This window comes from Acinetobacter sp. P1(2023), from assembly GCF_028367635.1.
GTDB lineage: Bacteria > Pseudomonadota > Gammaproteobacteria > Pseudomonadales > Moraxellaceae > Acinetobacter > Acinetobacter pittii_E.
In genome coordinates this window covers 413,550-433,128 of record NZ_JAQNDD010000001.1, presented here as the reverse complement: position 1 = coordinate 433,128, position 19,579 = coordinate 413,550, and the positions used below count along the sequence as shown (strand labels likewise).

The 19,579-nt window shown below is 35.2% G+C and carries 18 protein-coding genes; 15 read left to right on the top strand and 3 right to left on the bottom strand.

Features of this window, described 5'->3' with window-relative positions; all coding sequences use genetic code 11:
- Positions 1–14 precede the first annotated feature (14 nt).
- The 9 genes from POD11_RS01985 to POD11_RS01945 are packed head-to-tail and all read left to right on the top strand — an operon-like array spanning position 15 to position 8,891.
- Complete coding sequence (locus POD11_RS01985) at positions 15–539, top strand: cupin domain-containing protein (protein ID WP_198308315.1); 525 nt, start codon at positions 15–17, stop codon at positions 537–539.
- Positions 520–1,761, top strand: coding sequence for an MFS transporter (locus POD11_RS01980; RefSeq protein ID WP_227602596.1), 1,242 nt, complete (start codon positions 520–522; stop codon positions 1,759–1,761). Before POD11_RS01985 ends, POD11_RS01980 begins: the two co-directional genes overlap by 20 nt.
- A gap of 41 nt (positions 1,762–1,802) precedes the next feature.
- Positions 1,803–3,203, top strand: a complete 1,401-nt coding sequence (locus POD11_RS01975) for a KamA family radical SAM protein (protein WP_262456136.1) — start codon at positions 1,803–1,805, stop codon at positions 3,201–3,203.
- Positions 3,190–4,257 carry an Ldh family oxidoreductase gene (locus POD11_RS01970; protein ID WP_262456135.1) on the top strand — a complete coding sequence of 356 codons (1,068 nt, stop codon included), beginning with the start codon at positions 3,190–3,192 and terminating at the stop codon, positions 4,255–4,257. The genes POD11_RS01975 and POD11_RS01970 overlap by 14 nt, the downstream gene beginning before the upstream one ends.
- The gene (locus POD11_RS01965; protein ID WP_262456134.1) at positions 4,254–5,150 is read left to right on the top strand and encodes a branched-chain amino acid aminotransferase; all 897 of its coding nucleotides are present in this window, start codon (positions 4,254–4,256) and stop codon (positions 5,148–5,150) included. The genes POD11_RS01970 and POD11_RS01965 overlap by 4 nt, the downstream gene beginning before the upstream one ends.
- Positions 5,143–5,919: a TauD/TfdA family dioxygenase gene (locus POD11_RS01960; RefSeq protein WP_200001649.1), complete on the top strand. Its 777-nt coding sequence runs from the start codon at positions 5,143–5,145 to the stop codon at positions 5,917–5,919. Before POD11_RS01965 ends, POD11_RS01960 begins: the two co-directional genes overlap by 8 nt.
- Positions 5,919–6,866 carry a diiron oxygenase gene (locus tag POD11_RS01955; RefSeq protein WP_198308309.1) on the top strand — a complete coding sequence of 316 codons (948 nt, stop codon included), beginning with the start codon at positions 5,919–5,921 and terminating at the stop codon, positions 6,864–6,866. Before POD11_RS01960 ends, POD11_RS01955 begins: the two co-directional genes overlap by 1 nt.
- Before the next feature lie 2 nt (positions 6,867–6,868).
- The gene (locus POD11_RS01950; protein ID WP_262456131.1) at positions 6,869–7,726 is read left to right on the top strand and encodes an N-acyl homoserine lactonase family protein; all 858 of its coding nucleotides are present in this window, start codon (positions 6,869–6,871) and stop codon (positions 7,724–7,726) included.
- A gap of 46 nt (positions 7,727–7,772) precedes the next feature.
- A complete protein-coding gene (locus POD11_RS01945; RefSeq protein ID WP_262456129.1) occupies positions 7,773–8,891 on the top strand; it encodes an NAD(P)/FAD-dependent oxidoreductase in 1,119 nt (372 codons plus the stop codon).
- A gap of 846 nt (positions 8,892–9,737) precedes the next feature.
- On the opposite strand, the gene POD11_RS01940 is transcribed toward POD11_RS01945, so the two are convergent.
- Together POD11_RS01940 and POD11_RS01935 are read right to left on the bottom strand one after the other, a co-directional pair.
- Positions 9,738–11,483: a hypothetical protein gene (locus POD11_RS01940; RefSeq protein WP_262456127.1), complete on the bottom strand. Its 1,746-nt coding sequence runs from the start codon at positions 11,481–11,483 to the stop codon at positions 9,738–9,740.
- Complete coding sequence (locus POD11_RS01935; protein WP_262456125.1) at positions 11,480–13,204, bottom strand: hypothetical protein; 1,725 nt, start codon at positions 13,202–13,204, stop codon at positions 11,480–11,482. The genes POD11_RS01940 and POD11_RS01935 overlap by 4 nt, the downstream gene beginning before the upstream one ends.
- A 789-nt stretch (positions 13,205–13,993) precedes the next feature.
- Here POD11_RS01935 and POD11_RS01930 point away from each other — a divergent pair.
- The 6 genes from POD11_RS01930 to POD11_RS01905 all read left to right on the top strand — a co-directional run bounded on the left by POD11_RS01930 (position 13,994) and on the right by POD11_RS01905 (position 18,903).
- Positions 13,994–14,872: a MetQ/NlpA family ABC transporter substrate-binding protein gene (locus POD11_RS01930; RefSeq protein WP_239969537.1), complete on the top strand. Its 879-nt coding sequence runs from the start codon at positions 13,994–13,996 to the stop codon at positions 14,870–14,872.
- Between the two features lie 335 nt (positions 14,873–15,207).
- The gene (locus POD11_RS01925; protein WP_239970402.1) at positions 15,208–15,948 is read left to right on the top strand and encodes a hypothetical protein; all 741 of its coding nucleotides are present in this window, start codon (positions 15,208–15,210) and stop codon (positions 15,946–15,948) included.
- 593 nt (positions 15,949–16,541) lie between these two features.
- On the top strand, positions 16,542–17,102 hold the full coding sequence (locus POD11_RS01920; protein WP_262456124.1) for a TetR/AcrR family transcriptional regulator: 561 nt from the start codon (positions 16,542–16,544) through the stop codon (positions 17,100–17,102).
- A gap of 66 nt (positions 17,103–17,168) precedes the next feature.
- A complete protein-coding gene (locus POD11_RS01915; protein ID WP_262456123.1) occupies positions 17,169–17,840 on the top strand; it encodes a CsgG/HfaB family protein in 672 nt (223 codons plus the stop codon).
- Between the two features lie 17 nt (positions 17,841–17,857).
- Positions 17,858–18,226, top strand: a complete 369-nt coding sequence (locus POD11_RS01910) for a DUF4810 domain-containing protein (RefSeq protein ID WP_031947715.1) — start codon at positions 17,858–17,860, stop codon at positions 18,224–18,226.
- Entirely contained in the window at positions 18,223–18,903 is a 681-nt protein-coding gene (locus POD11_RS01905) for a DUF799 domain-containing protein (RefSeq protein ID WP_262456122.1), read from the top strand. The genes POD11_RS01910 and POD11_RS01905 overlap by 4 nt, the downstream gene beginning before the upstream one ends.
- Positions 18,904–19,061: 158 nt before the next feature.
- On the opposite strand, the gene POD11_RS01900 is transcribed toward POD11_RS01905, so the two are convergent.
- Positions 19,062–19,421, bottom strand: a complete 360-nt coding sequence (locus tag POD11_RS01900) for a hypothetical protein (protein ID WP_016141827.1) — start codon at positions 19,419–19,421, stop codon at positions 19,062–19,064.
- Between the last annotated feature and the right edge of the window lie 158 nt (positions 19,422–19,579).

The following is a 19,579-nucleotide window of genomic DNA, read 5'->3' as shown; positions in this document are numbered from 1 at the left end:
AAGAGATCATCACCATGTCAATAGTATCTGGATCTCTTGTGCCATATTTGTCATATAGAGAAAAATTCAAGCCTAAAAAGTTAACACCTATCCATTGGTCATGGAAAAATTTATTGTGGCAATTGGAAGAATTTCAAAGACATCATTCCCAGAGAGGTTCTTTAACATTCTCGACATTAAATAATGAAGAGGGATGTGAAATATTACCAGGCTCAGCTATTTCCATACAGGTTGTAAAACCACTTTGCCGAACAAATCCTCATAAACATTCTTGGTGGCATTTATTTATTGTTCAGCAAGGAAAAGGGAGCATGATTTTAGATGGCAATAATACACTCTTAATTAAACAACAAGATGTTCTACTTGTTCCAGCTTGGTGCCTGCATCAGATTGTAAATGATTCATCTGAAGAGAATCTTATCTTGATGAGTCTAACCAATTTACCACAGCAAAGTGCATTGGGTTGTTTATTTGAAAGTGAATCAACTATTGAAATAAATCAAGAATTTGGAGGTCATCATGTCAGTATCTCCCAATAATATATCAATAGAAGAAAGTCAAAAATATTCAGAATCATATCGATGGATTGTATTAGGTGTGGCGGTCACAGCTCAGACACTTGCATCTGTTGTTTCTCAAGGTATGTATACATTAGTACCGTTCTTTAAGTCTGCTTTTAACCTGACTCAGGCGCAGGCTGGATTGACCATCACTGCCATGAATGGAGGACAGATACTGTCAATGGTGCTATTGGGCATTGCAATGGATCGTTATGGTGAAAGGGGGGTTGTAACAATTACCATGATAGCAATGGGGTTAACAGCTATCTTGGCCGCAACATTTAGTACTAGTTATTATTCATTAATGTTCTTCTTGGTCATGATTGGCGTATGGTATGCCTCTGTACAACCAGGAGGGACTCAGGCCATCATGCGGTGGTTTCCCCCACATTTAAGAGGTGTTGCAACGGGTGTACGTCAGGCTGGGCTTCCCTTAGGAACAGCTATGGCCGCGGTTGCATTACCATGGCTTGCAGTAGCCTATGATTGGAAGATTGCTTTATATGTACAAGGTGTTATCGGAATCTTGGGAGGAATCTTGTTTGGTGTTTTTCATAGAGATGACATAGGACAGCTGAATAGTAATAATAAAGTAAAAACATCAATAAGTGAGTTAGTCAAACTTCTTCTGAAACAGCCAACTTGTCTTGCGGTCTTATTTGCCGGTATCACGATGGCTGCATTCCAGTATACATTTGCTACACATATATTACTTTTCCTTTCTAAACAATTGGAAATTCCTCTTGTTACTGCTGCTTTCTTTTTTGCTATAGCACAAGGTGTTGGTATAGCCGGTCGTATTTCACTTGCAGGAGTAAGTGACAAGCTTTGGCCCGGCAAAAGAATGCGTTCTCTCGTTTGGTTAATGATTGCATGTAGTGGCTTGATTTGTGCTCTTCTGTTACTTCCGGTTCATCCGCCTATTTGGATCATCATTACACTTTTTGTTTTCCTTGGTCTATTCGGTATTGGTTGGTATCCACTATGGCTATTGCAAGTGGCAGAGATGGCGCCTAAGACTGCAATCGCATCAACAGTAAGTTTTGCAATGACACTCAATCTAATTGCGATATGTGCTTTGCCTCCTATTTTTGGCTTTATTGTTGATATGTGGGGGTATGGGATGGCTTGGGGATTGATCATTGTTTTACTTCTTTTAAGCGCATTCAGACTAAGTAGAAATACAACAAATCAGCAATAATTTTTATTACTTATAATGATTTATAACGATTGGAAATCCAGATGCAAGAAGAAAAATTTAAAGCTTACAATGCTAAAAGTATTCGTGAAACTGTGTATTGGGACAAGATTCCATCTGATATACGGGAAGCAATTATTGTGGTCTCACACGTATTACCATTTCGAGTAAATGAATATGTGTTAAGAGAACTCATTGATTGGAATAATATTCCTGATGACCCAATTTTTAGAATGACATTTCCTCATAAGGACATGTTGTCAACTGAAGAATATTCGCAACTTAAAGAAGCTATCGAAAAGAATGACTCCTTTCAAGTTGATGGATATGTTAATGATATAAGAAATAGGATGAACCCTCATCCTGCTGGCCAATTATCACATAATGTACCATTGTTAGATGGTAAACCAGTCAAGGGTATTCAGCATAAGTATAAAGAGACAGTATTATTTTTTCCTAGCTCAGGTCAAACATGTCACGCATATTGTTCCTTCTGCTTTCGATGGGCTCAGTTTATTGGGTTAGAGGAACTAAAATTTAATGCTCGCGAAAGTAGTGAATTAGTTGAATATTTAAAACAACATAATGAAGTGACGGACATACTCATTACGGGTGGTGATCCTTTGATTATGAATACTAAGTCGCTTGCCGCATATATAGAACCCTTACTAGCTCCTGAACTATCACACATTAAAAATATTCGTATTGGTACTAAATCTGTTTCTTATTGGCCTCAACGTTTCGTATCAGATAAAGATGCAGATGACCTTATTCAACTTTTTGAAAAAATAGTTGGAGTTGGTAAAAGCTTATCTATCATGGGGCACTATAACCACCCAACTGAGCTCAATAATGAAATAGCACAACAAGCTGTAAAAAGAATTATTGCATCAGGTGCAACATTGCGTATTCAGGCGCCGTTAATTCGACATATCAATGAAAATCCAAAAGACTGGTCTAAGTTATGGACTCTAGCAGTTCAGCTTGGTGCTATTCCATATTACATGTTTGTTGAACGTGATACGGGACCTAGTAGTTATTTTCATATCCCTTTAGTTAAAGCTTATGAAATCTTCCGTGCGGCATATAAAGAAGTTTCTGGCCTTGCACGAACAGTTCGTGGGCCGGTCATGAGTACGCTTATGGGGAAAGTCTTGATTGATGGTGTGGTCAATATAGCTGGAGAAGAAGTATTTGTTCTGCAATTCTTACAAGCGCGAAATCCTGATTGGGTACGAAGACCATTTTTTGCAAAATTCGATCCAAATGCAGTTTGGCTAGATGATTTAAAACCAGCATTTGGCGAAAAAAAGTTCTTTTTTGAAACTGAAGATAATCAAATAGAAATTACCTCCAAACTTATATCAGTGATGTCAATTCCCTCTGATTTTAATGTTTCTGTAGATGGTTCAATGGCTAAGGATATGTTACATGAAACTCGTTAATTCAACTGTTGCTAAAAATATATGTAAGTTAGCTGCAATTCGTCGAGGTGTCTCCGTAGAACAAGCGGAATGGTTCGCACATGCTCTAGTCGAGACCTCTTTAATGGGAATAGATACTCATGGTATCCGATTGCTTACAACCTATTTACGAGAGTTAGATGAAGGCCGAAGCAATCCCTTGCCATCCTTTAAAATTATTAAACAAAAGGGTGGAGCAGTTGCATTGGATGCTGATTCAGCATTAGGGACTGTGGCAGGTACATATGCCGCTCACTTAGCATGTGATTTAGCATCTGAATATGGTATCGGTGCAGTATCTGTACGGAATTCAAACCATTTTGGAGCGGCATCAACTTATGGAAAAGTGATCGCTAACAAAGGAATGTTAGGCTTAGTAACTACAAGTGCAGCAGCACGCATGGCACCTTTTAATGGGCTGGCTGCAATGTTTGGGACAAACCCTATTTGTTTTGCTGCACCTGGTACCAATGGCAATCACTACTTACTTGATATGGCTACAAGCCAGATATCATATTCTCAAATTAAATATTATCGTAAAAATAATAAGCCGTTACCATCTGGTTGGGCATTAAGTGCTAGTGGGGAATTTACGTCTGATCCTGCACAAGTTGTTTCTTTAGCCCCACTTGGTGGATATAAAGGGCAAGGCCTTGCCATGATGGTCCAAATATTAAGTTGTTTGTTATCAACAATGCCGCTAGATCATGAGCTCGAACATTTTGACACGGGTAGCTTTGTCAACGGAAGAAACATTGGTCATTTTTTAATAGCAATTGATATTTCAGCATTTACAGATCTAGATCAATTTCAGAATGCTGTAAGTGAGTTAATGAAAGTTGTGAAAAACAGTCCTGCTCGATCTGGTCAACAAATCTTTGTTGCTGGCGATTTACAAGAGGTTTCGCGCATAAAAAGATTGAAAGAAGGTATTCCTTTAAATGAAGAAGAATTTAACGAACTTCTGAAAGAAGGACAAAAACTAGGAATAGATATGCCATCTGAGTCACTATCAATTAGCGAGTCTCCACTATGAGCGAAAATAAATTAATCCCTTTCGACTGTAGAGATGGATTTATCTGGTTAGATGGCCAGTTCGTGGACTGGAAAGACGCCAAAATTCATGTTCTTACCCACGGACTGCATTATGGTAGTTGTGTATATGAAGGTCAGCGAGCCTATTCTGGAAAAGTTTTTAAACTACGTGAACATACTGAAAGACTTTATCGCTCTGCTGCAATAATGGATTTTAAAATCCCATTTTCTATTGCTGAAATTGAAGCAGCGACGAAGGAGTTACTCCTAAAAAATGGATTAGTAGATGGATATGTTAGACCTGTTGTATGGCGAGGTCCCGAACAAATGTCTACATCCGCTAGAAATAGTAAGATACATATGGCAATCGCCTGCTGGCATTGGGGGAAGTATTTTGATTCTTCAGCAAGTAAGGGCATAAAATTAACTATTGCAGATTGGCGCAGACCACCGCCTTCAAGTAGCCCCTTTGAAGCAAAATCCTCGGGTCACTATATGATTGCTACGCTATCAAAGCACCAAGCTGAGAACAACGGGTTTCATGATGCGTTAATGTTGGATTGGCGGGGACAAGTTGCTGAAGCAACAAGTGCTAACATATTTTTTACGCAAGGCAATACCTTACATACACCTATTCCTGACTGTTTTCTGAATGGTATTACAAGACAAACTATTATTGCACTTGCGCAATCGAAAGGATATGACGTTGTAGAACGCGTTATTTTACCTGAAGAGTTGGATAAATTTGAAGAATGCTTTTTAACAGGTACAGCAGCTGAAATTACGCCAGTCCGCAGTATTAGTAACTATGAATTTACCCCAGATAAGATATGTCAGGACATGCTTCTTTCTTATCAATCATTGACACAAAATATGGAAAATAAAAATGACTGATACGTTAATCGAAACAGAAAAAACGCTTGATTTGGATGGTTATAAATTACTTCTTGAAAAACAGGGATGGGTTATTTTGTCCCCAGAGTTTGTAAAAGATGACCCAGAACGTGCTTTATCTGGTTTTGGGCAAACACTTTTACAATTTAATGGCAAAAAAACTTTTGAAGTTCAGTATAGGCCTGGTTTTGATAATTTACCATATTCGCAGAGTAAGAATGGTATAGGTCCTCATACAGAAGCCCCAGTATATGACCCACCACCTCGTTTTTTAGCACTTCATTGTCATGTTCAAGCCAAATGTGGGGGTGGACAGACGCAACTAGCTGATGGTTTTGAATTTTATAATTCATTAGATGAAGAGCTAAAAAAGATAGCGTGTGAAAAATCTATTTCTTTTAGTGCTACAGCGCAACCGGGATATTCAGGGAAGTTAGAACATAGTACTTGTATTATAAGTAATGTTGAAAAAAAGCCTATTTTTAGATTTAGTTACAATCAATTTTATTATGGCGATGTTAATCCTTCAGATTGTACTACTACAGTAATCCCGAAAACAGATGATGAAGCATGTTTAAGACGCATAGCAAAATTAGGGGAAACTTTCTTTAATGATAACTCAATCTCAATTTTGATCCCTGAGAAAAGCATTTTAATTTGGGATAATCAACGACTAATGCATGCTCGAGTTCGTTATACAGATACATCCAGACATTTAACAAGATACTGGTTAAGTTGTAGCAGTAATGAAGTTCTGGAGGCTAACTAATGGAAAACCTCATTAATATAAATTATCAGTTAGTAAGTAGTTTGAATCGAAACTGGCCTAAACGAGCCACCGTATGCTCAATTAATAAGTTCCAAGTTGATACTGTATATGAAGCAGATCGACCTGATTATCCATTAGAGATGGTTCCATTCATAAACCATCCAAAATTTTCAAGCTTATCTGATGAAGTTAAGAGTAAAGTTATTACATGGGGATGGATTGGCTACAATCTAAGAACTATTACGGCTGAAGAAAAAGTTGTTAATCCTGCTCTTTCAATTATTGCTGATAGATACTTGGCTAAAGATGATTTTTTATGCCGTGAGGCATTACAACATGTCCTTATTGACGAGCATTATCACACATTAATGCATTTAGAAGCGGTTAATAGGACAAAAAATCAAAGAGAGATAAATTATGACATTGATTTACCAGAATCCGTTACCTATTTATCACTCAAAAAACTGCAAGACTCACTTTCTCATCAGTGGCAAAAAGATTTAGCGGCAATAGCTTTTGCAGTAGTTGCTGAAATAAGTGTTAATGCTTATCTAGATATATTGGCAGATAATCAAGATATTCAACCACAAAATCGGCAAGTTGCTGAATTACATAATCGGGATGAATATGCCCATAGTAAAACGATAGCCGAGATCGTAAAAAAAATGTATGGAAATATGCCAGAAGAACATAAATCATTTTTCATATCTATGTTACCTGAGGCCTTAAATGCATATATTGCTCAGGATTATTCAATGTGGAAAGTTATTCTTCAGTATTTCAATATCCCAGATGTAGATCTCATTATAGCTGATACACGTCGTAATTCAGAAAATAGTGTAATTATGCGTGATTATAGTGGCCTAAAAAAGTTTGCTTCAGCTTTAAATGTACTCGATGAAATCAAGTTTAATTTTGACGGTTACTCAAGTCATAAAGAGATATAAATATGTCACAAATGAATATAGAATCAAAAGACAAAACCAATATATATGAAGTATATGCCTTACGTGTTGGGGCAAATGGGAATCGTACTGTACGTGAAAGCTTTATGTATGATGCCTGTTGTGGTGACCCAAATGCTTCAATGCCCTTAGATTACTGTTTTTGGGTTATAAAAAAAGATGATTTTGTTGTGGTGGTTGATACTTGTTTCCAACCAGAGACAGCATCTAAACGAAATCGCGAAATGTTTAGACATCCGCAGGAATCTTTACATTTAATGGGTATTAATCCTGAAGATGTTACAGATGTCATCATCACTCATTTACATTGGGATCATGCAGGTAACTTACCGTTATTTCCTAATGCAAGAGTACATTTACAAGCGGAAGAATTAAAATTCTGTACAGGTCCTGATATGGCCCATCACGCGATTAATAAAACTTACGAAGTAGATGATGTCTTAACTGCCATCAAGCATTTGTATAAAGGACGGCTTTGCTTACATTCTGGTATTGCTGAGCTATTTCCCAATATTCAGATTTATCCAGTAGGGGGACATACACCGGGTAGTCAGGTAGTCCGTGTTTTAACTAAACGTGGATGGATTGTTCTTGCATCAGATTCCGCACATTTATGGGCGAATATTCGGTTACGCAGCCCATTTCCAATTCTTGATAATTTGTCAAAAACACTTGAAGCATATCAAACGATTGAGGAGTTGTCGGATGGTCCAGATCATATCATTCCAGGACATGATCCCTTAGTAACACAAAGATTTCTACGATGGAATGAAGATCCCCATATTGTGTGTTTACATGAAACACCCAATATGACTGATGTCAAAATTGCTCCATGGCTCTAATCGCAGTCTAGACTAACTTTAACTAAAATTTGTGAAAGGACTCACTATGCAGAGAATTGATTACGTTGTCATAGGCGCTGGTATTATTGGTCTGGCAATTGCGCGAGAACTTGCGCTTAAAGGGCATGAAGTCGTTGTACTGGAATCCGCTAATAATTTTGGTGAGGGAATCAGTTCTCGCAATAGTGAGGTTATACATGCTGGTCTTTACTATCCGCCTAATTCATTAAAAGCAAAATTTTGCTTAGAAGGGAGTACAGAAATATATGCATATTGTTCAACCAATAACATTCCTTATAGACAATGTGGCAAGCTTATTGTTGCGACTGATGAAAAGCAAACTACAGCATTAGAAAGGATTAAACAAAATGCAGAACAATGTGGTGTTGAAAATTTACATTGGCTTTCAGCTGAACGAGTAAATCATATTGAACCTGAAGTATTTTGTCATGCTGCGTTATTATCGCCGAGAACAGGTATTGTAAATAGCCATGCTTTAATGCAATCCTTTAAATGGGATGCAGAGAAGGCAGGGGCTGTATTCGTATTTAAGTCTCCGTTAATATCAGCAGAAATTTTATCTAATGGATTTCAGTTGCATATTAAGGGCTGTGAGAATGAGATTATTATTGCCAATCATTTAATTAATGCTGCAGGTCTCAACGCAACCAAGGTCGCAAAATCTTTAGTTGGCTTTCCATCTCAATTTATTCCTAAATTATTTTATGGTAAAGGTAATTATTTCGCCTATAAAGGTTTATCCAATTTTTCACATTTAATTTATCCAGTTCCTGAGAGTTCAGGATTAGGAGTACATTTGACATTTGATATGGCGGGAACTTGTAGATTTGGGCCTGATGTCGAATGGGTATTAGATGAAAATTATGATGTAGATAGTACTAGAATAGATTCATTTTATTCACAAATTAGAAGATATTGGCCTAGTTTGCCAGATGGCTCGCTATATCCAGCATATGCAGGAATTCGACCTAAATTGGGAAATATGAATGATTTTCAAATAGATGATGAAAAAATACATGGTGTACAGGGGTTAATTAACCTTTTCGGTATAGATTCTCCTGGTTTGACATCGGCATTGTCTATCGCTAGGCATGTCAGTACTCTACTTAGAGGGAGTGAATCTGTGAAATCATTAATTGCTTAATCTTATTTTTTCTGATTATTTCTGTGAATAAAGTGGTATCTTTATCTTCATTATTAAAGCTTTACGTATTAATGAAGAAGATGGAAAAATACAAGCATTTCAGTCGCTGTGATTTATTCATTAGCAAGTAAAGTTGATGTGCAAAAGGACTTTTATAACTATCTCAATAAATATCATGATGAGTTCAATTTTGATGAGAAACTCGTCGGCTTGAGCAATGTGGATGCCTTATCAAATATAATAAGTCCATGTGTTGACCACGATGTTATTGTGATCATTCGAGGTGGGGAAGTAGTGATGCCTTTGATATCTTTAATGATGAAAAAGTATTAAACGCCTTGTGATTCACAATTTGCTACTAGAGAAAATTGTGTAAGACTCTTTTTGTTCTTGGATTTAATGTCCGAGCTTTACTTGTATGAAACTTATTGTAGTGACGCTAGATTTTATTTGAGTGGTGAAGGCATATCACTTGAATTTAATGAATATCTTAAACTAATGGAGCAGTTACATAGCCCTGAAAGAGTTCTTTTAGGTGTCCCAATGGACACTAAACATCCTTCATCAGGTGACCCATGACAGAACCTACAACATTTGAAGAGTTTACGTCATTCTTAGCTGAGAGAGACTTAGATGGCATAGATTCGGAACATACTGGCTCGACACTTGCATTGGTTAAGTCATTCAATGCCAGAGGTTAAGCAAGGAAGTAATAGTTTTATAGTTCAATAAATCAATCAGTAAATATGACAAGCATTCAATGAATGTTAATACGAAGTGCCTATCTAGAATTAGCATATTTCATTTAAACAAACATAAAGGCAAATTTTAGAGTATCTAATATTTTTATCCTTCCTTTTGGAAAGTATCTTCTTGTATATCAGCAAAAATATCTATTCCTAATGTCTGAAAAAAGAAATGATAAGGAATCGGTAATCTATAATGACGGCATGCGGTAAGAATGATTGGGAAATGTTCATATTTGATTGCAGATAGTTCAGTGATATCTTTATCTATTTTGCAATTAGCCTTAATTTGGTTAAAGGCAGAGTCAATATTTTCATAAGTGATGCCCGTAAGACATAATCCATGAGTATCAGAATTCTTATAAAAATGTGTTTCTGAATCTGCATCAGGATGCCAGATTTGTGAAGTACATTTAGGAATATATTTTTCTACTATTCCCTTAATTGTTACATTCATTTCATCATTTTTAAAGACAAATGCAAAAAAAGCTAATAGTGGATAAAGTATAGAACCTTTAGTAACACTCTGCCTGTAATTATCACTATCATCTTCAGGATGAAGGACTAATTCTAAATAATCATGAATATTAGTTGGATATTTCCAATTGTGGGCAAAAGCTCCATTTATAGTTTGTGTTATTCTTGATAACCAACCAGATAGGTCACCATCATTACCATCTTGTTGTAGTAAGTAGTATGAGGTCAGTCCTATATCTATTGCTTGTTCATCTTTGAATGGGTGGAATAGTAATGGGTTATTTATAATTAACTTCTTGATTGAATCACAAATTTCACTATAAGTTTTAAAAGAATCATTTAATATTTTATCAGAGGGAGAGTGCGCATTCATTCTAGTAAAACACCATTCTAACCAAATTCCAAAAAGAGAAATTCTTCCGATGATATCAAATAATTTCAAATTTATATCTACATCACAATTTCCTCTAACTGCATTTGAAATAGCATGTAAAGAGTTCAGGTGAGGTAATATCTTATTGTAGTAAGATTCTGAAATTGAAAGGTATAGTAAAATTAATGATTTAAATATATCTTTAATTTTTTTTGCATCTGCTGATCTTTTTGAGATATTTAATTTCACAATTTCCCAACTATAAAGGATTAACCTTTCAGCAGATAAATATGCACTTTCTATGTTATCTTCAGAGTTACACCAAGAGTTAAGAATTCCTAATGCTAGATAGCTTTGGCGTATTGTTGTTAGTTGATTTTTTATACTGCTACTTTCAATATTTTCAAAAAGTTTGTGAATTAGTAAAGAAAAATTTTTGAAAGAAACTTCAGGTTGGTCAACCATTGCCAATGACTTTCTTAATAGGGATTTTAAGTCATCTTGTAAAAATAATTGCTCATTAATCAAATATTTTTCTAAAAGTCCAGCTATTCTATCACCATTCCATACTTCAAATTTAATCTGATCATTTTCCTTAGCTTGTGTATATTGGCTTAAATTAATTTCTAGTTCTTGTTTTAAATCACCACCAAAAGTAAGGCAAATTACAATAGGATATTCTTTGTATTGAGTAGGCAGATGTGTCGGGATATAGACATCAAGGATTTCATCTAAAGATGGTCTCAAATCTTGAGGATTACCACTATTCCAATCAGAACGACCTAAATTCCCTGCCTTAATTGAAAATAAATAGATTTTCTCAGGTTCACCATTGATTGATCCAACAGCAGAGATATCAACACCAAATTGACGATTTCCTATGCTTGGTTCAGAAAGAATGGTTAAACCCATTTGTGATAATAAGGTAGGTAAAAGTACATCTAATTCATTTCTTTCTTTTAAACTAGCCAGATAGTCTTTAATAATTAATTTCATTTTGAATAACCTTCGACTTTAAAACTTAATAAACAATGATGTAGTGAGGTTGAATCCAAAATTTCCATAGACGGAAAATCAATTTTTTGACTAAAAGACTGTAATGGCATAGTTTGTCTTTGACTTCCTTCTGAGGTCTGAATTATGAAAGCTGTGCTTTTACCATATAGAAGTGTATTTTCCGTAAAAAGACCAGCAAAGAATGATTTTTTTCTTGCTTCAGCATAGGCTTTGTTCATGCTTTGTTGGTGATGTCTTCTGTACTCAAAATGTTCTGATGGACTTATCCTTAGCTCTTTCAAGCTATATGAAGCTTTAAGCCCTTGATGGTATTTTTCCAGTTTTTCTAAAATTTTCTCTACACATAGTAGCTTCTCAGTAGACAACAGTTCTTTATATTTATTTAAATATTCAGTCACTTTACTTGGATAGCTAATACAAAGAGGATTAAAAACTATTTCAGCTATTTTTTCATTCTGATTATCAGGACAGACTTTAAAAACAGAAAATATTAATGAAATTGCAGTAGTTGGATTCATAAAGCACCAACCACATGCTTTTTTTGCTAAAAAAAAGTGATCTTGAGAAAATTGATTAATTAATTGAGTTGTATCAAATTGAGCTTCTAACTCATGATTATTTAGTAACTCAGATGCAAAATAATTAAGTGATATCTTTCTTGAAAGAAACCATCGTGTAAAAATTAATGAAAGCTTATCTTGATTTTCATTTTTAAATAAGTATGAAGTAAAAGTATTGAAATTATCGAGGCTAGTTTTATATTCCGTATGAGTAAGAAAATTCTCTAATAAAGTAAGAGCTTGATTGCAGTTCTCCTTAAATAGTTTTGGTAATAGCATATCTAAATATTTAATCGTTCCAGTTGAAGATGATTCTATAAAAGGTATAGTCTCTAGTAGCAATGCTTTTATAATTCTAGGTAGTTTTTCAATATGATAAAAAAGTTGAACCATGCATACATGCACAGTTCTTATACTGTGATTGGTAAGATTAATAATACTAGATATGTTACGTTGGATGATATCGTAAGAACTGAGATGATTTGTTGAAATCTGAATTAGTGAATGTAAGATTGATGAAATTAGTATTTCGTTAGATGATTGATAGGAAGTTGAACAAATAATTTCGATGCTTCTTTCCAAAAGTGATATATTTGATGAGTAATTTATTTGACCCAGTGCTAACATTACATCTGCACTAAGATTTTCGTTTTCTAATGATATAATTTCTTCGGCTTTATCAAGTGTTAATTTTAAATCTTTCTTTGAAATAGAGATTAGGGCTTTTGTAAGAAATCGAGTAGTGTATTGATTGGTTTTTAAATGTTCAATTATTTGACAGCTAAACTCTAAATCTGTATTTAATAATTTTTCAAAATCTTCTAATGGGTAGTGTGAAGCTATATCATCACCTGCTTCAATAATTATTATTTCGATAGTATTTAATAACCTTGGAATATTTCTATCTTTAAGGTGTGGTAAAGCATCTGAAAATAAATATCGAACCGTAAAAAAATCAATTGATTTATCATTTTTTATTTTTGAAAATATTCCGATTAGGTCTAATTTACCTTCATTATGTAATTGGACAAATGCTTCTACCGTATCTTTATCACGATACTTTTTTTGAGTGAACTCACTGATAGTCTCAAACGGACTATGCTGTGCTAGATGTGATTCTATTTTACTTTTTAATTCCATACTTTTTCAAATTTTTAAAGTTGAATGGGAGAAGCTTGCAAAGTTAAGCATATCAAAAATCATAAAAATTTAATATTTCTCTTAAAAATTAGTAAAATAAAATGTAGGTGGAATATTCGGTTCTCACAGTTTCAGATATCATTCCACAACTACATTTATTGTAATCATTACCGACTAGAATATAATGGTACAGAATATTCGTATTGGTTTAGAAAGAACAAGAATTGAGCAAATGAGTTAGTAGAGTTTTGATGTAGTAAAAATAGTAGTAAAAAACTTAATATTTATTTTTTTATCATTATTTTTCAGTGTTTTGTTATTTTAATTTGACGGACACCGCTTCCGCCAAATTCGAAAAGCCCCTGTGAAAACAGGGGCTTTTTTTATGCCTAAAATAAAAATTACAATGCTATTTAGCTTAAATATTGCTAATAAATGCCGAAAATTTCATATAAATCAATCGAGTGTATATTTTAATCAAAATTACTATCTTTATATAATATGTTTTATGTTTTCAATATCTTAGCAATAACAAGCCTATATATCAGAATCAAACAAGTTATTTGTAGAATATTCATTTATTGATATATGATGAGGCCATATTTAGAAACTGATTCAAAACATAATTCTATCGTTCAGCGAGTAAGTTCAAGGAAGGAATAATGCTGAATTCAGTCTTCTAAACCCTATATCTGGATATTATTTCCACCCAAAAATTGCATTTGACCCAATGGTTGGTAATGTCTCACTCTTTTGTAGAGTAGGCATTTCCTAGTTTAGGATATATCTATGAAAAAATTATTTAGTGTCCTGTTCAGCGCATCTGTACTAACACTGTCTGCATGTAACAAACAACCTGCACAAACTGAAAATACAGCTCCAGCTAAAGACAAAACTGAATCAGTACGCACAATTAAATTGGTTTCAACAGGTTCAGATACTGACGTATGGAAATACGTTGCAACGCTTCCTGAAACTGCTCAAGCGGGCATTAAACTTGAAGTGACTAACTTGACTGACTACGTTGTGCTTAATACATCTGTAGCAAGTGGCGAACAAGACGTAAATGCGTTCCAGTCATTCAACTATTTGGCAGCTTATAATTCTTCAAATACTGCTAAAGTTGCGGCTGTTGCGACAACTTACTTAGAACCAATGGGTATTTATGCAAATAAAGTTAAATCTGTTGAAGAATTCCCACAAGGCGCGACCATTGCTATTCCAAACGATACTGCCAACGAAGCGCGTGCTTTAACATTATTACAGTCTGCTAAACTGATTAAACTTAAACCGAACTTTGACCCTGTAAAAGGAACTACGAACGACATCGCTGAAAACCCTAAGAATTTGAAATTAAAACCAATTCAAATGACTACGGCAGTTCGTGTTAAAAATGATGTAGATGCGATTGTACTTGGTAATACATTGGCGCTTGAAGGTGGCTTAAATGTAATGAAAGATGCAATCTTCCGTGAGCCTATTGATCAGTCTACTAAGCTTTATGTGAACCTATTGGGTGTTGCTGAAGCAAATAAAAATGACCCAATCTATACGAAACTTGGTGAGCTTTACCACTTACCTAAAGTTCAAAAATTTGTGAGCGAAAAATTCGGTGGCACTAAAGTTGAAGTGAACAAACCTGTTTCTGAATTCACAGACATTAAATAAGTAATTTTTTTAATTTAAAAGTTATTTTAAAAGCTAAGCCTTGGTGATGGGGCTTAGCTTTTTTATTTAGATTAGCGTTATGGGATTCGTTTAATTTTTATACTTTATATCAGGCTAATCATATTAAATTGAGAAAAGATGTATATTTTTAAAAAATCATAAGTAAAAATGGAAGTAACTATTCTTATTTTGTATGTAAGTACTAAATAGCAATGCCTATTTTTTAATATACATATATATAATTTTCTTAGCGGTCCGCCTTAGAAAAATATGAAGTTAAAGATTTAAAAATTATGATACCAGTACAGCCATTCTCTTTTTTCGCAATTTTTCTATTGTTTATTACTCCATTAATTGGTGTTGTTCTAACACTAGGCTTGTTGGTGAAAGTAATTCTCTTTTGGCGAAATAAGGCTCAAAATCCTGTAAGGTTTTTTTCTCGAAAGATCTTATTCATTACGCTGTTGGCATTGATATGTGATCTGTGGGCAGGTTATCTATTTTATATGACTGCATCGGTAGGGTATGAGTTTGCACTTGAAGAGCATTATAAAGAAAGTCGTAGTCATTTCATTTTATCTCAAGATGCGCAATACGGAGAACTGTTGATTCCTAAAGGAAGCTTAATCAGTCGTTATGATGCTTTTGACAACGGTGAGCCACAAGTACCCTTTAGTTTACGGGGATTACAGGCTGTACGTTTCCCTCATCCTGTAAAAGTCGCAGGAATGTGGGTAACCGCGATGGAGCCTCCTCGAATGGAATTGGCGTGGGATCAGCAAATAGGTCCAGTTATGCGCTTTGACCCTAATGAGGAAAATGGTTACGGTAAATGGGTTTACGACACAAAGCATCCTACTATCGCTTGTTCTCGTGGGGACGTCGTGTTATTTGAAATTCCAGTCATTCATTATGATATTGCAAAAGAATTTGGTAAACCTGAACCCGATGGAGCTAATGCGCGTTTTCGCCCGAGTGAGTGGGGTGTGCAAGAATGTGAAAAAGGTCAGGGGCCAATTAAAGTTAGCCCAGCATATACTGGAGCTAAGCCAAAAAAACCTTGGTTTCAACTCTAATGATTTCCCTTTATAAACCCCATTTTAACAATAACTCATTCATTATTTATCCTTACTTTTTAATGATCTAATTTAAAGCAAATGTCATTTTGTGTGCTTGACTGTAAAAGGGTAGAGCACTATTCTTTGCCTGCTGGCCACATTGCCAGTCGGTTGTCGCAGACCGTGAAAACAAAGTCGATATGCAAAATTCTTATTTTGTGTGTCGGGAACTCGTTCGCCCCCTTTTTCTCTACGGTAGGGCGGAAGGGGGACACCCTCGGGTGTGCTGGTTCCTTTGTTTCCAGTCTGCGAACCCCCTTTCGTTCTGCCACCATAATTTTAATGACTTGGCAGAACTCCCAATAAAAAGGAGTTGGCTTTGCACATTCATTATTTCTTGGCAGCCTTTGCCAAAGTCTATATCGACACAACTTAAACGTTAAAGCGGTTTGAACACCTAATGGTTTTCAGGCTTTAAATCGTCACGACTAAAAATTAGCAACAATAAAACTTGAGATGTGCCAAGCACAGTCTTTACGGCTTTGCTATGCCTTTTTTCTCCCAAAAAAGTATCTCACTTACAACAAGAACTTATTTTAAAACGGTAAAATATGCCTCATTCAGAAATATCTGCCAAAAAATTACAAGTTATTTGTACTTCAATTCAGCTATTTAATCTTTACGGATTTCACAATACAGGGGTAAACCTTCTTATCAAAAAATGCAAAATTCAAAAAGCGACTTTTTATAACTATTTTCAGTCCAAAGAGCGACTCATTGAAAGATGTATAGCCTTTCAAAAAAGTCGGCTAAAAGAAGAAGTGCTGGCAATTATTTATTCTCATCGCTACCCAAATTCCCACGATAAACTCAAAGAAATTTTTCTTTTACATGTCGATTTAAATAGCTTTTACTTTTTGCTATTTAAAGCCATTTTTGAAATAAAACTGCTTTATCCGAGAGCCTATCAAATGGCGATTGACTATAGAAAATGGCTGCTACGAGAGCTTTTTGATCTGATATTTAGTCTAGAAAGTCGTGCCTTAAAACCTGATGCCAATATCATTTTATTTATGATTGATGGGGCACTTATCCAGCTTTTAGACCCAAATAAGGTAGGGGAAAGGGAGAAGTTGTTGGAGTATTTTTTTACTCGATGGTTAAATTGTTAGATTAATTGATAGTCTTTTTGTATATAATATGTATTCTTTATATTTTTTAATCATTATAGAGTAAATATGAAAAAAATATTAATCATTACTACTTTGAGTTCTTTCAGTTTAATTGCTTGTTCAACTACTGAAACTTCAAGAACAATACAAAGCCCACAAGTAACTGTAGCTACATCACAAATTAAATATACGGGAGTAAAAGCTCCAGTTTCGATTGGTAAATTTGATAATCGCTCTAGTTATATGAGAGGTGTTTTCTCTGATAATGTAGACCGTCTAGGCGGACAGGCGAAAACTATTCTTGAGACACATTTACAGCAAACTGGTTATTTTACAGTTTTAAATCGCGACAACTTATCTGAGATTAAACAAGAAGTTGGTTATAGCAATACAAACCAATCTATTAAAGGCGCTCGTTATGTTATTACTGGTGACGTATCTGAGTTTGGTCGTAAAGAAGTCGGTGATCAGCAATTATTTGGTATTTTAGGTCGCGGTAAACAGCAAGTTGCTTATGCAAAAGTTAATTTAAATATTGTTGATGTAAAAACATCAGAAGTTGTGCATTCAGTACAAGGTGCGGGTGAATATGCATTAGGTGCTCGTGAAGTATTAGGTTTTGGTTCTACAGCTTCTTATGATTCTACTTTAAATGGCAAGGTACTAGATTTAGCTGTTCGTGAAGCAGTTAATAATCTTGTGGCAGATATTCAAAATAACCGTTGGTCAGTTCAATAATTTTGGATATGTGTTAAATGAAAAAAATTCTTTTAAGCAGTTTTCTTGCTATGGGATTGGTTGGTTGTGCCGCTGGTCCTCAACCTTTATATAATTGGGGAACTTATACTCATCAAACTTATTTGATGTATAGCGCACCTGAGAAAGCGACACCTAGTACGCAAATCACAAAATTAGAAGCTGAAATTGAAAAAACTAAAGGTAAGGGCTTAGCTGTTCCACCAGGTTTATATGCTCATTTAGGATTATTGTATTTGCAAGAAAATAACTCTCAAAAAGCAATCGAGTATTTCCAACTTGAACGACAAGTATATCCGGAATCTACAGTTTTAATGGATCGTTTATTGCAAAAAATGAATGCTAATGGTGGGTATACAAAATCATGATGAAGAAATTTCTAATTGCTGGTTTGGTTATTTCTAGCCTTGCATTTACGGGATGTGCTGTTACTCCACCGCCTAATAAAGATATTACGGCTTATAAAGCTCATATGCCAAAATCGATTTTGGTATTACCGCCAGTCAATGATTCGCCTGATGTAAAAGCGACTTATAGTTATTGGCCTACTGTAGTGGCACCTGTTGCAGAAGCTGGTTATTACGTTTTCCCCATCTCTGTCGTAGACAATATGTTTAAAGAGAATGGTGTAACTAATGGCAGTGATGCTCAGTCTATTGCACCTCAGAAATTACAAGAGATTTTTGGTGCAGATGCAGCTTTATATATTCGAATTAAAGAATATGGTTCTAAATACCAAGTAATTCAAAGTGTCGCGACAGTAAGTGCTGATGCAAAGCTTGTTGATTTAAAAACTGGAGATGTGATTTGGACAGGTGAGAAAAAACTTGTTCAAGCAAGTAATGATGGTAATGCGGGTTTAATCGGAATGGTCGTTGGTGCTTTAGTGGAACAGATTGCTGGCAGCTTAACTGATCGCGCTTATCCATTAGCGAGTATGGTAAATACTCAACTTTTTACCCCGAATAATTATAATCCAGGTATGGGGTTGTTATATGGTCCACGTTCACCAAAGTATCAACAAGATGGAGTAGTAGCTAAGTAAATTAAAGTCTTAGCTAAAGTGTTACTTTATTAACAATAGGCTGCTTCATATATTAATTATATGGAGCGCTATATAAAAAATTATTATTCCAGATGGTTTATTAAATTTTTTGGTTAGACAGGAGAGCTAGAGCAACTAGTTCTCCTGCTTAATTCGTTTTACTTCTTTTGCTTAAAACGATACTTACATTTCAAACAGCGATAGTCTTGAAAAATATTTTTATCGATCATCACGCCTGCTTTTTTACCAAAAATATTACCAACGACACCACCAGTAATTCCTGCACTAATGGCACCAACAAAAGTCCCTACAGTTCCACCAACAATCACACCTAAAGGGCCAGCCACAGTACCAATAGCTGCTCCAACAGTCGCGCCAGTTGCTGCACCACCTACCGTACCTGCTGTTGTGCCAGCAGCTGTCAGTAAAACACCGCCAGTTGTTCTAAGTAATTTGTCATGGTCACGTGCTTCGATTTCTGTAGAACCACACTTAGGACATTGCAGAGCTTTTTCCATAAAATTTCCTGTCTTTCATCATTGAGAGACACAGTACGGTGCTAAATCATTTAAGTGGGTAAAGAACTTGTCTTACGATGGAGTATCTTTTGCCTGTTGAGTGATTGCAACGATAACTGGTCTGCTTTGATTTTAGCTGAACATTGACACAAATATTT

What these genes read in the sequence shown, in the direction of transcription:
- POD11_RS01985 (WP_198308315.1), top strand. Translation starts at nt 15, where the DNA reads ATGTCAATAGTATCTGGATCTCTTGTGCCATATTTGTCATATAGAGAA.
- POD11_RS01980 (WP_227602596.1), top strand. Translation starts at nt 520, where the DNA reads ATGTCAGTATCTCCCAATAATATATCAATAGAAGAAAGTCAAAAATAT.
- POD11_RS01975 (WP_262456136.1), top strand. Translation starts at nt 1,803, where the DNA reads ATGCAAGAAGAAAAATTTAAAGCTTACAATGCTAAAAGTATTCGTGAA.
- POD11_RS01970 (WP_262456135.1), top strand. Translation starts at nt 3,190, where the DNA reads ATGAAACTCGTTAATTCAACTGTTGCTAAAAATATATGTAAGTTAGCT.
- POD11_RS01965 (WP_262456134.1), top strand. Translation starts at nt 4,254, where the DNA reads ATGAGCGAAAATAAATTAATCCCTTTCGACTGTAGAGATGGATTTATC.
- POD11_RS01960 (WP_200001649.1), top strand. Translation starts at nt 5,143, where the DNA reads ATGACTGATACGTTAATCGAAACAGAAAAAACGCTTGATTTGGATGGT.
- POD11_RS01955 (WP_198308309.1), top strand. Translation starts at nt 5,919, where the DNA reads ATGGAAAACCTCATTAATATAAATTATCAGTTAGTAAGTAGTTTGAAT.
- POD11_RS01950 (WP_262456131.1), top strand. Translation starts at nt 6,869, where the DNA reads ATGTCACAAATGAATATAGAATCAAAAGACAAAACCAATATATATGAA.
- POD11_RS01945 (WP_262456129.1), top strand. Translation starts at nt 7,773, where the DNA reads ATGCAGAGAATTGATTACGTTGTCATAGGCGCTGGTATTATTGGTCTG.
- POD11_RS01940 (WP_262456127.1), bottom strand. Translation starts at nt 11,483, where the DNA reads ATGAAATTAATTATTAAAGACTATCTGGCTAGTTTAAAAGAAAGAAAT.
- POD11_RS01935 (WP_262456125.1), bottom strand. Translation starts at nt 13,204, where the DNA reads ATGGAATTAAAAAGTAAAATAGAATCACATCTAGCACAGCATAGTCCG.
- POD11_RS01930 (WP_239969537.1), top strand. Translation starts at nt 13,994, where the DNA reads ATGAAAAAATTATTTAGTGTCCTGTTCAGCGCATCTGTACTAACACTG.
- POD11_RS01920 (WP_262456124.1), top strand. Translation starts at nt 16,542, where the DNA reads ATGCCTCATTCAGAAATATCTGCCAAAAAATTACAAGTTATTTGTACT.
- POD11_RS01915 (WP_262456123.1), top strand. Translation starts at nt 17,169, where the DNA reads ATGAAAAAAATATTAATCATTACTACTTTGAGTTCTTTCAGTTTAATT.
- POD11_RS01910 (WP_031947715.1), top strand. Translation starts at nt 17,858, where the DNA reads ATGAAAAAAATTCTTTTAAGCAGTTTTCTTGCTATGGGATTGGTTGGT.
- POD11_RS01905 (WP_262456122.1), top strand. Translation starts at nt 18,223, where the DNA reads ATGATGAAGAAATTTCTAATTGCTGGTTTGGTTATTTCTAGCCTTGCA.
- POD11_RS01900 (WP_016141827.1), bottom strand. Translation starts at nt 19,421, where the DNA reads ATGGAAAAAGCTCTGCAATGTCCTAAGTGTGGTTCTACAGAAATCGAA.